Origin of the sequence: Microcoleus sp. B7-D4, from assembly GCF_036705125.1 — a bacterium.
Lineage (GTDB): Bacteria > Cyanobacteriota > Cyanobacteriia > Cyanobacteriales > Microcoleaceae > Microcoleus.
Genome location: NZ_JAUBTT010000087.1, coordinates 24,384 through 36,570 on the forward strand (window position 1 = coordinate 24,384; position 12,187 = coordinate 36,570).

The following is a 12,187-nucleotide window of genomic DNA, read 5'->3' on the forward strand; positions in this document are numbered from 1 at the left end:
ATGAATTTAAAAACTTTTGACATAGTAATAGTAGGAGCAGGCCCAGCAGGCGGTCACTGCGCGAGAATCCTAGCCCAATCCGGCCACAAAGTCTTGCTGGCAGAGCAAAACGACAATTTTAATAAAAATGACTTCTCTAGCGCCGCCACGCCTCTAGAAACCCTCTCTAAATTCGATTTACCAGAGTCCGTTATCGGCAGTTTTTGGCATAAACTTACTATTGAAACTAGCAAAGTCAGTCAAACTTGGGAGTCTCCCGAAAGCTTGGGAGTTGTTCTCAACTTTGCTAAATTTAGAGCATTTTTGGCCAGCGAAGTTGAGCGATTTGGTGGTGAAGTTTGGCTTGGTTATCGCTACACCGGACATTCACAAAGTAGGGGCGAAACCACAGTCGAATTTAAACAGTTATCCGACGGTAAAATTATCAACGTTAGCACTAAAGTATTGGTTGATGCTACTGGCTTTGCTAGGGCGATTATGTACGAAAAAGAGAATGATAAGCCAGATTTTTTGTCGGGAACCGGAATTGAATATTTAATTGAAGTAGAGCCAGAAGTTTATAATAAATACAGCGGTGATTTAATCTTCTTTTTGGGCAAAAAATGGATGCCCGATGGTTATTCCTGGATATTCCCGATGGAACCAAACAGGCTGAAAGTTGGTGCGGGTCGCATTTTTTTAGATCCCAAAACGGTGAGGCATTTGTCACCGCTGAAAAAATATATTGATTTACTGATTGATGAATATCTGAAGTCAAAAAATTATAAAATTATTGACAAACACGGTTCGACGCTGAAGTACAATCCTGGTTTGAAGGATATTTATTGCAAGGATAATATAATTGCGATCGGTGATACTGTCTCGACAATAAATTTGTTGGGCGGCGAAGGGATTAGACACGGGATGGATGGTGCCCAAATCGCGGGGAAATATATTCAAAGGTATTTGGATGGGAAAATATCAGATTTTCGGGATTATGAGACGGAAATGCACCGCAAGTTTGATCGGAAATGGAATATTTCGGAAAGGTTGGCGGTGAGAAAGTATATCGATGATGTTAATGATGAACTAACCGATAAAATGATTTCTTATTTAAAGTATATGAAAACAGAAGAGGTGATGGAGATTTTATTTTATTATAAATTTGAGAAAATTTCCCGAGGATTAGGCGGTTATTTGCAGAGAAAAATCAAGGGATTGATTAAGCGATTTCACTTGTAAGGTGCGTCAGTTGAGAGATTGTTAGTTGAGGGAAAAATCTCGCTGGCTGACGCACCCTACAAACCTAATTGCCATAAAAAATTTTCTCCTGTAACTTTAATGCGGGGCAGCGACAATAAAGAATCGTCAAAACTGCTAAAATTTAATTTATATGATACACCAAAAGTATATCCACTCGCTCCAATTAAATGCGCTACAATTGGATCGACATCCCCGTAAGGATAGGCAAAACATTTAACAGATTTCTCTAATCCCCGTTCCAAGATAGCACGGGATTTGGCTGCCTCCCGCACAATTTCTGTCGGCGACAATGCAGTCAAAGGTGGATGAGTAGCAGACATAGAACCGAATTCAATTCCGGCATCCCGCAGTTGCCGAATTTCCGGCCATCCCATTAACTGCACTTCTTCAAATTCGGCTTTTTCCCAACTATTTGTCTTTCCTATTGACTCCGCTACGAGAAAAACAGTTGCTGTAAAATCGAAGCGTTTTAGCAGAGGCCAAGCATATTGGAAAAAGTCGAGATAGCCGCCGTCAAAAGTCATCAATATAGCTTTACCGGGTAAAGGAGTTTTAGCCAGTTTCGCGCTTCGCCAATTTTCCCAACTCGCACTGTAATAACCCAGATTTTTGAGATTGTGTAACTGTTGTTCAAAAATCTGGGGAGTAACTGCGTCTAAACCGTCAGGAGAAATGCGGCGGTAGGAGAGAATCGGGAGTTTTTTTGTAACGCTATGATTGTCCAAAACTTGAGATTTCACTGAGTGAGAAACTTCCCGATAAGAAGATTTTGAACCCATGATTTCCGGTGCGTAAAATACTTGCTTTGGAAACTCGTTTTCTTGGGGAATGTGCATTGTCGGTTCCCCAGCGATTGCCGCCGCTGACTCGATTTCCGGCAGCGCCGCCGCCGGGAGTGAGGCGCGACGGCTGACACTCGTCCCGATCGCACCCGATCGCCTGCCGAAGATCACCGCATTTTGGGGGTAAATGCCCCCAGCACCCGCTGCATTCAACCCGTCGGGCAAATTAGACCTTTGTTGAGCACAAGAGGCTAAGCGCGATCGTAGCCATTGCTTGCCGTTGAGTGGTTTTCCCAGCAAAGCTTCTCGCACGGCGGCGACGCACAACTCAAAACCAATATTTCGATTAATTGTCGATCGCAATTTTTGAGCCGAAACAAAATTATTTTCCACCGCAACAGTGACAATCCCGACAGCAACGCCGCCTATTTTCACCAGCACGTTTATTTCAGAAATCTCAACTTTTATATTAGCAAATTCCTCGCTAATTTCTAAGACAATCAAATCTTTTTCGAGCGTAATTGTTGGGACTCCCTCTCCGCTTTCTGGTTTGTAGAAATCCTCCAAATACCAATTCGGACGCCCCCATAATTCTTGCAAAAATAGCGTCCAGTCATGTTTAGGGTGCAATGGTTTCAGCACAGTTTCCCACAATTTATTGCCTTTTTCACAGCGATTGCGTTGAAAGAAGCGATCGAGAATTGGCCAAGCAAACTGGGCTGCAACCGCATCCGCCAACACCAAAGCCGCAACCATGCCATCGCAAATCGGCAATTCAATAATACCGAGTTTAATTCCTTCTAGTTTGATCGTACAGCACAGGCGATCGTATATTTGCGGAAGATCGCAAATATCGGAAATTGGTTCGCTCACTTCCACCGTCAACTTCCAGGCAATTTCACTCTTGACTCGCTTAATCTTATCTAAAATATATCGAATTTCCAGGCTATTAAAAATTTTATGATATTTGTGAACCTTATTACTTTTAACCTCTCTATCAATCCCTTGATGCCAAGGCAGATTTAAACTGAGATGAGCAGCTTTTTCTTGATAAAAATCCAGCATTCTCTCATCATATTCAATCCCCATAAAATGACAAATTTCTTCTAACTTTTTGACTTTATTATCTAGAATTTCCTCATACTTGACTAATATATGATTAGATTTTTTAGCATATTTGTGACTAATTAACATCGCCTCCTTCCAGCGATGGATACAGTGGTTTAAATCCCAACCAGGCCCCCACAAATCATGAGAATTCCTAGTAGCCTCATGCAGAGAAGCTATTGTATCCATACTGTTTCGCAAAATATGTATAAATTTAGCATCCGGCAAAAAGCGCTGTATATCCTCAATAAAATATATGTGCTCCGGCGTTTTTTCCAACCAAATACTTTTGTTTTGTTCCGCCGCCAAACCATCCAAAACTCCGACAAACCAACTAACTTTAGTTGCCACAGTTTGACTATTATCAAAATCTTGCAAAAGTTCAGGCCGATTAATCTCATCCTTAAAAAAAGCTTCCATCCTACCAGGAAAATTTCCCGCAAACTTCTTGTACAGTAAATAGTGAAAAAACTTAGATTCAGGAAAAGAAATAACTTCAGGATGAGCGGCTAATAAACTTTGAAGCATGGTTGTGCCGCTTCTCGGAGAGCCTACTAAAAATATCCGTTTCATTTTTATAGCTGATAAATGGTTTGTGAATTAGATTTTTTTACGAACCGCAGAGAGCGCAGAGGGCACAGAGGAAGAGAAGAAAGAGGTATGATTCATGTTCCTATCGGGGAACTCTGCATTGAAAAATTTTTTTCCTAACTCCAACTAAACTCCTCATGCAACAAATCCGAAAGTTCCTGATTGTAAGGTTGGAAATAATTAGTCAATTTTTGTGCGATTTCCGGGGGCATTGGGCTGTATTCATCGACATGATTAATTTCATATTCTTTACTTGGAGTCTCATTAATATCCAGAAATTTCAATACTTCCGAAAAGACTTTGCCTGTATTTGCGTAAAAATCTTCGCTCTTGATAATTAGCAACCGTTCTCTCGGAAAATAGTCGAGCCAATTTTTGATTTGTTCTACATAAATTCCCCGCGACAAATAGGAATAATGCTGGTGATTAAAACTGTAATAATTTTCATCTGCTTTGATTTTTTCAATCTCACCTTTGAGTCTATCAGGTTCAGAAGCGATCGCCTTTTCAAAATCCAACTTTTCGCAGCCACTCGCCACTTCTAAATGATAGTGCATCCACGCTCGTTTTACCGGGTTTCGCAGCATTACAATCAGCTTAACATCCGGGAAACACTTGTAAACTCGCTCCGCCACCAAAGGATGATAAATATAGTAAGAAGTCATCTCCCACAGCAGCACTTTGTCACTCGCTACACTCCGCGTCAACTGCTTGCTGTACCACTCAACACCACGCTCAAAATTTAATTCAAAAAAGTGAATATCCCGGGAACCTTCTTTGATAATTTGCAAGTGATTTGCGAGATAGCCGTATAAAGATTCCGTGCCGCAGTTTTGAGCACCTATCATTAAAAAGTCAGGTTTTTGCTTGTTTTCCAACTGAGTCAAAATCTTGGCGTAGGCGGGATTATTCTTATCCAAATCGTAAGTTGCAGTGGCTGGTTCGGCCACATCCAAAAGTGGCATTTTGCCCTCAAATTCCCAGCGGTACGGCGGACAAAGAATCGTTTTTTGGTTTACAGTCGATCGCACGTACAGCGGATAAACCTGCCACTGATAATCGTAGGCGTAAGCCAAAGTTTCCTCGTAAACCCCAGCATTCACGTAATACTGACCGTTTCCTAAATCCAGCCTATCTATTTGCAGCCGGATTTTGCCTTTCCCTTTCACCAGCGGCAGCAGTCTGCCCATTTGATTAGTATTAGTCTCAAAACAACTTTGACCATCATCCCTGCTGATTGTCACGGCAAAAATAGCAGCCGAAATTTCCTGAGACACCGAATAATGAATTTCAATGCTAATAGCATCACCGCTATCTATTTCCGTATTTGGCGACACTTTGACATCGGTAATTTCTACTTCCATAGTACCGAAGCGATTCTGATTACCTCGCAGTGGCGAACCGCTACTTGTAGCTTCATCAGCACGCAGGGTAGTGCTATTTTCTGTGGACGATCGCATTTCTGACAAATACTGCCCGACTACCACTTCCGGTTCCCCGTAAGCGACGATTTCACCGGATTTCAGCCACAAAGCCCGATCGCACATTTTCTGAATTTGCGACGCAGTGTGAGAAATCAAAACAATCGCACATCCTTGATTCTTAAACTCAGTTATCTTATTCAAACATTTAGTTTGAAAAGCCACATCACCAACCGACAAATGTTCATCAACTAACAGCACTTCGGGATCGGTATGCACCGCCACCGAAAAAGCCAGCCGCATTTTCATCCCCGTACTGTAAGTCCGCGTCGGGCTGTCAATAAACTGTTTTAACTCTGCAAATTCCACAATATCGTCAAACCTGCGCGCCACTTCCCGGCGAGTCAAACCGGCCACCACCGCACCCACAAACACGTTTTCTCTGCCCGTTAGATCCGAGTGAAAACTCGCACCCAAATCCAACAAGCCGCCAATTCTGCCGTTAACTTTAATAGATCCTTCCTCAGCCCTGCAAATACCGCCGATAAGTTGCAGCAGCGTTGATTTTCCCGCGCCATTCTTGCCAAGAATTCCCAGCATTTCGCCAGGAGAAACAGTAAAATTTATATTCCGCAGCGCCCAAAAACTCGCCTCCGGCTTCAGCTTCCACCAACCGGACAAAGCGGCTTCCATAATCGTATGAGGTTTCGCGGTAGAGTAGCGGTTAAAACGCTTCCCCAAACCTTTGACAATAATTGCTTCACGCATTTACACTTCCTCCACAAAATGAGCGCTTTGCCGTCTAAAAATTCCCAGTCCGATGGGTAAAAGAGCCGCCACAGCCAAGCTCAAAATTAACAGAGCAGACCAATCCGGCTGCATACCTTTAAGAAGTATGGCGCGGTAAGCTTCAATCAGGGGCACCATTGGATTTAAGTAATAAAAAATCTTAAATTTTTCGGGGACGCTGCTGATGTCGTAGAAAATCGGAGTCAGGTAAAACAGCATCTGCAAAACTACTCCCAAAGTGTGCTGAGTGTCGCGGAAAGTGACATTCAAAGCGGCAAGGGGATAAGCAAAACTAACTGTCAGGAAAAACTGAATAATCATCAGCAGCGGCAACAACAAGAGCACTGCATTCAGAGGAGCGCCATCAATTGCCAGAAAGATAAGTAACACCGGCAATGCTAAGAAAAAGTGAATGAGCCCCGTCGTCGTCGTGACTACCGGCAAAATTGCCGACGGGAAATTTGGCTGCCTGATTAGTGGCTTATGATTGGTAATTAATGCCGTTGATTTAAATAATACCGTTTGAGACCAATTCCAGATTAACAAGCCGCTAAAAGCAAAGGAAGAAAATTTGGGAATATTAAGGGGTACGACAGAGCGAAACAAAAAGGAAAATACAGCCAACTGTAACAGCGGACTGATTAAAGTCCAAGCAATCCCCAAGGTCGATCGCTTGTAAAGTAATTTCATCTCGCGATCGACCAACACCCGCAGCAAATCGAACCACTGAGCCATTTTGCGCCCATCGAGGAGCGTTCCAGCATTTCTCACCGCACACCTCCGGCAGCTACCAGCGGTTCAACCCCAAAAAGAGCAGCCAAACGCTGGGCTTGCAAGTACCCTTCCCGGTAAGCAAAAGGACTTTGCAGAGAGCCCAGCAAGTCTCTCACAACGTCAAAATTGCCCACAGCCTGGAAAACTTGGCGGCCCAAAGCCAGATTCCCAATGCGAACTCCTTTGTATTTTTCTAGTTTCCAAACCGGATTAATCTGTTCGGTCAACTCAATTTTTATCACTTTTATTGCCATAAGTTGCTCCTCAAAATAGTGCAGCGGGAACTAGAGAGAAAACTTCTGAGTTTTGAGTTGGGAGTTTTGAGTTGCAATTTCCCAATTTTCTAATTTTCCAACTTTTGAGGTTGGAGTTTGGAGTTTAAAGTCCCCGACATATTTATTAATTGCTAATTCGTAATTTTTCAAAGCAACTAAAGGCTGTTCTTCCATCGTTTCACCAGTGCGGGGCATACTGTTAACCGCGATCGCCCCAGCCAGGGGTTCGGCAAAGTCAAGCGCCAGAATCGATCGTAAGTGAGCGCCCCGCAGCGGTTCCGCACCCGCTTGCGGAACAATGTGACCGACTGTCAGTTGACCGTAATACAGGTAAACCCCAGTCGGTCGTTCCGCGTCGAGCAGGCTTTCAGCAGCTTCCCAACCTTGCTGCAAATCGATGTTAATTTCATGTCCGCCCAAATCGCCGCTGGCCGGGCCTCCTTGGATAAAACTAGAAATTGCCGATCGACTTTTCAACTCATCGATGACACCCCTCAAATACCAATAACCGCGCAATTTTTTCCACAACCACCGCCAAGTTCCCCGCATCCCCAAGCTTTCGAGTAAATCAAGAGATTTCCTCAGTCCCAGGGCCAGGCAATCCACAGCAGCCGGCCAGAAAAACGTGATCGCCACCAGAATTTTATCTACCACCGAGTAAGCACTTTCGTAGCCTGCTACCTGCAGTGTCCGTCTAAGTTCCGGGTGTCGGTGGCCGATCAAAACATCAGATCGCCCTTCCTGACGGGATCGGCGAAAATAGCGATCGAGATTGTTAGTTTCGTGTTCGTAATGATAGCCCACTGCGCCCGCAGCCACAACAAAAGGTACATCAGCTTTCAGCAAACGCACCCCAAACTCGTAATCTTCCCCGCCGCAGTTCCCGAAAGCCGAATCAAAGCCATCGAGACGAGCAAACAGTTCTGCATCCAGAGAAAGGTTGCCACTGAGCAAATCTTTATAAATAAATCGGTGAGCCGGCTGGCTCATCTGATAAAACTTGTCTGCCCACCACGATCGCACTTGCACATGAAACAACGTAGTCGCTCCCTGCAACTTAGGCGGATAGGGCCCCATGACAGCCGAGCCCGGACGCAAAGAGTGAACCCGCGCGTGGCTTTCCACCAAAGGCGGCAGCGCTTCGATATCGTCGTCGAGAAACAGCAGCAATTTCCCGGTAGCCGAAGCCGATCCCGTATTGCGGGCGATGGCAGCACTCCGGCAATTTACCTCGATCGCCTGCACTTTAAACGGAGCTTTGTAGTCTTGTAGCATTGTTAAAGTATCGTCAATGCAGCTATCTGCGACTACAATAACTTCCATTAGGTCGATCGGATAAGTCTGCAAGTGCAAAGCATCCAAAGCCCGTCGCAGCGAAGAACTTCGGTTGTGGCTAGGAATAATTATGCTAACTGTTAGATTTTCCATATTTACATGACAACAATTAACTTCATCTGCATTTCATCTGCATTTCATCTGCGGTTAAAAATAATCTAAAAATCCCTATTCATCAAAATTCCTCGGGTCTGAAACCCCGTCCTTACAGGACGGCTTTACATTTAATTTGAATTCCCTTGCGGGGTAGGGGGGTATGGTTGCCCCCCCGTGAGGATATGGGGGTCCTCAATCTCCCATTTCTGGGGTAAAGTTAGCTTTGCCAATGTTTAGTGAGCTTGCGCGGGCTAGCAGCACTGTAAAGCGTGACCTTAGAACTGTTTAACCACTAGCGACAGAGCAGGGAACTAGCTTCGCATTCTCCCGGTGTCGTGACTCAAAAAACGTAGTCAGTTAAGACTTAGGCTGGTCAAGATGGCTTGTTAGATTTCTCTTTCAAGCCTCATGCCTTTAGGCTGAGGTTCTTGACTGCTCCCCTTAATTTCTTGCAACCACTTGCGAGACACAAAATAAGCCCCCGGGCCGCTGACACAGCCCCGCAGTTGAGCCAAAAGCAAATCACTAGGGATAGAATCCGCTTGCTTTCGCAAAGAAGCAATTAGTTCAGGAATTTGTTTGTACAACAGCCATGACAAGGCTAACACAGGCACACTGAATTCTCTGTTGATTACAAACAGCCGGGTCCAGAAAGCATAGACTGCGATGCCGTAGCCCTGGAGCGTTTTTCGCAATTCTTCCCAAGTGCGCCGATGGCGGTGCCAGCTCAATGCTCTCGGCTCGTAGACGATGCGGTAGCCCGCGCGCAAAATGCGGGCAAAGAGTTCACAGTCTTCGCCACCCACCGTGGGCGTTCCCGCCCCCAGAACTTCGTCAAACAGGCCAATGTAGTCGATCGAACTTTTCCGCAAAGCCATACTCGCCGAAACTCCCACAAGATGCACAATCAGAGGATTGCACTGCGCCCCATCAAACACTAGGCGCTCAAATCCCCGCCCGTGGGGGCTGTAGCGCTCGAACCATTCTTGCGCTTCGGTTTCCAGTTCCAAGGGCATCACCAGCCCCGTGACGCACATAACTCGCGGATCGCTAAAATTTCCCAAGAGCGATCGCAGCCAGTTCGGATCGGGGGCCGCATCATCATCTGTAAAGGCTACGAATTCATGTTTAGCTTCGCGTAAAGCTCTGTTACGGGCAGCGCTGGAGCCTGGTACGTCTTCGCGCACATAGCGGACTTGTGGGTAATTTTTGATTAGTTCCTTGGTAGCGTCCGTGGCGGGACAATTGTCAATTACTAAGTATTCCTGACCCTCATCTGGGAGCTGCATCAGCGCGTCCAGACAGCGCCGCAAATCTTCCGGGCGATCGCGCGTGCAAACCGCTACTGTGGCGATCGGCATTGCCTGCACAGGCCCGCGTTCGTCCCATTCTAGAGTGTCGTAGAGCCAGTTTTTCCACAAGTTGTCCCCCGCAGCATTCATCACTGTTTCCCGTAATTCGTCACCGCCAAGGCGGCCTCCGACTACGGGCAAAAGAGCTTGGCCGATCGGTTTTCCGTGCAGTCGAATTAAAACCAAGGCTTTGCTGTAACGCTCCTCAACCGTAATTTCTGGCGAGAGTTGGGAGATTTCCAGATCGAGAATAGCTGTTGCCATTTTAGCTTTTTGAATTTTTATTTTAGATTGCGAAAAAATCCTAGATTCTCCGTATATTACCGGATGTATTTTAGCAGAAATTGTTTTAGGAAATAGGAACTTCTCAATCCCCTACTTGCCGATCGCCGATTGCAAATCAAACATAAAGCCTCATTGTTTTTATTGCTTTTATTTATTTTTACTTTCAATTATACGCTGATGTCAAGTTTTTTCTCCACACAACTTTTACCACCGGCAACGCTCCCTCCTTGATGCTTGTGTCAATTGCAGGTGTTATTGGCAGCCAACCGCCACCAAGCCTCGCCATTAATACCGAATCTAAAAACCCGATTTTTTGATCAAACCGGGTTTGTGCGATCGCTCCTCATTTCAGCTTTAATTGCGATCGGATACTATTCAAGGGCAATAAGCTGTTGTGCATTTAAATTGTATATTTCGAGTCCAGATCAAAAATCGCCAAATCCTCTCCCCCGATCCCCATCGGACCTTCTCCCTCTCTAATACCATAGGCAATCTAGATGCAACACAGCTTATACCAAACAATTAAACACTCTCCAAGTTCAAACTTTCGCGGTTTAACCGCGCACGGATTAGCTGAAAAGAACTCCAAAACTCCACCCTAAATAAGGCCCAGCAATGAGAAAAAAACCGGAGATTACAGGCTGGTTGGAGACTGATCGAGCTGAGATTACTTCTGGCAAACTAGTGGTATTTTTATAAAATGAATATCATCTATAGCAATCCTCGCATCATTTGTGAATTTCTTACTCCCTCCCCGCGGGTTCGGGGAGGGCTGGGGTGGGGTAAAAAATTTACGACTCCTGCAAGGATTGCTATATTGTCCGGGGATTGATATAGCTATGTTTGGGGTAAAACCAAAGAACGCATCGTTTTGTCCCCTAGTCAATGAGCGGAGTAAAAAAACCTATTATCGGGCAGCCAGTCGATTTTCGATTTTCGATTTACTTCACAGATGAATCTGGAGCTTGAACAAGAGTCTAAAACTTTGGGCTGCTGGCGATTACTGTCGGAAACTTGTATCCGTTTTTGGGCGGGGTCAAAAAGCCATTTAACTACCACCCGGGAAGTCCCGGGCGTATATTTAGAGGGGATTAATCACAGCGCTGCGCGAAGTACCCCGTTGGGAATTACGCCCGCGTGATGAAAGGCTCGTCGGGTGTAGGTACCCAAAGCGACAATTAGACATTGCGAGTACCTTTAACTTTGATGTACTTCCTAGATATTAAAACAAAAGAAATGGTAGATTAAGGTAGGTCGAAAAAAGAAGATAAAAATGCAACTCACTTACAAATACCGCCTCAAACCAACCAAGCCCCAACTATCAACTATTGTGGCTCATTTAGAACTCTGCCGTCGGCAGTACAACTACCGAATCGGCGAAAGATTTAGGTGGTGGGAAACCACGATAACACCTATCAACGCCTGCCCATTGATTGTTTCGATAGTCCCTGTTGAGGAGATTTATCGAAATATTCCCTTGACTAGAGTGCAAACTAGGGATGGCAGAAAAAAGGATGAGTCAGGCAATCCTCTAACCAGGAAAGGTGATGTTTTCTCAAACATTGAAGGCGGATATGTACAGTGGCAGACGATACAATTAGCTGACCTGAAAAACACTAAAAAACTATTTCCTGACTACAAAGCGTTGGATTCTCAGGTTTTGCAAGATGTCGTCAACAGAGTTGAAACTTCCTTTTCAAATTTCACCACGCCCGATAAAAAACGGCAATCGTAGAGGAAGCCCAGATTCAAAGCGCTTCACTACTACAAATCCTTCACTTATCCTCAACTAGATAACTTAGATATTGTCAAGGACGAGCAAGATAGGATTTGTATTAGTCTCGCCAAAATAGGTAAGCGTGCCTATGGTTTTCCACCGTCCAATACCAACAAAGTTCAAAGTTAAGACGGGTACAGTTATCAGAGAAGCGGATGGGTGGTATATTTCCCTGACGCTAGAAGATAAAACGGTTCCCGTAACGGTTGCAGAAATTCAGCCGACGGTCGAAAATACTGTTGGCATTGATTTGGGAGTCACTAATTACGTCTATCTTTCCAACCGCGAAAGAGTTGAGAATCCTAGATTTTTGAGGAAATCGGCTCAGAAATTAGCAAGGCTTCAAGCGAAGTTAGCTAAT

Annotated in this window: 9 protein-coding genes; 3 read left to right on the forward strand and 6 right to left on the reverse strand. The window is 44.9% G+C overall.

Features of this window, described 5'->3' with window-relative positions:
• Positions 1 to 1,221 (forward strand): NAD(P)/FAD-dependent oxidoreductase, encoded by a 1,221-nt coding sequence (locus QUB12_RS28355; RefSeq protein WP_333309404.1) that lies wholly within the window; start codon positions 1 to 3, stop codon positions 1,219 to 1,221.
• A 56-nt stretch (positions 1,222 to 1,277) separates the two neighbouring features.
• Here the strand turns inward: QUB12_RS28355 and QUB12_RS28360 are convergent, their stop codons facing one another.
• The 6 genes from QUB12_RS28360 to QUB12_RS28385 form a co-directional block, all read right to left on the reverse strand.
• On the reverse strand, positions 1,278 to 3,704 hold the full coding sequence (locus QUB12_RS28360) for a sulfotransferase (RefSeq protein WP_333309406.1): 2,427 nt from the start codon (positions 3,702 to 3,704) through the stop codon (positions 1,278 to 1,280).
• Between the two features lie 134 nt (positions 3,705 to 3,838).
• Positions 3,839 to 5,911, reverse strand: a complete 2,073-nt coding sequence (locus QUB12_RS28365) for an ATP-binding cassette domain-containing protein (protein ID WP_333309408.1) — start codon at positions 5,909 to 5,911, stop codon at positions 3,839 to 3,841.
• Positions 5,912 to 6,703, reverse strand: a complete 792-nt coding sequence (locus tag QUB12_RS28370) for an ABC transporter permease (protein WP_333107369.1) — start codon at positions 6,701 to 6,703, stop codon at positions 5,912 to 5,914.
• The gene (locus QUB12_RS28375) at positions 6,700 to 6,960 is read right to left on the reverse strand and encodes a hypothetical protein (RefSeq protein ID WP_333309410.1); all 261 of its coding nucleotides are present in this window, start codon (positions 6,958 to 6,960) and stop codon (positions 6,700 to 6,702) included. Before QUB12_RS28375 ends, QUB12_RS28370 begins: the two co-directional genes overlap by 4 nt.
• 30 nt (positions 6,961 to 6,990) lie before the next feature.
• Entirely contained in the window at positions 6,991 to 8,409 is a 1,419-nt protein-coding gene (locus tag QUB12_RS28380; protein ID WP_333309412.1) for a glycosyltransferase, read from the reverse strand.
• 389 nt (positions 8,410 to 8,798) lie between these two features.
• The gene (locus QUB12_RS28385; protein ID WP_333309414.1) at positions 8,799 to 10,028 is read right to left on the reverse strand and encodes a glycosyltransferase; all 1,230 of its coding nucleotides are present in this window, start codon (positions 10,026 to 10,028) and stop codon (positions 8,799 to 8,801) included.
• A gap of 1,294 nt (positions 10,029 to 11,322) precedes the next feature.
• Here QUB12_RS28385 and QUB12_RS28390 point away from each other — a divergent pair.
• Both QUB12_RS28390 and QUB12_RS28395 read left to right on the forward strand, forming a co-directional pair.
• Positions 11,323 to 11,784: a helix-turn-helix domain-containing protein gene (locus QUB12_RS28390; protein WP_333309416.1), complete on the forward strand. Its 462-nt coding sequence runs from the start codon at positions 11,323 to 11,325 to the stop codon at positions 11,782 to 11,784.
• Positions 11,785 to 11,914: 130 nt separating this feature from the next.
• Positions 11,915 to 12,187 (forward strand): transposase (locus QUB12_RS28395; RefSeq protein WP_333309418.1); only part of this gene is annotated, 273 nt, incomplete at its 3' end.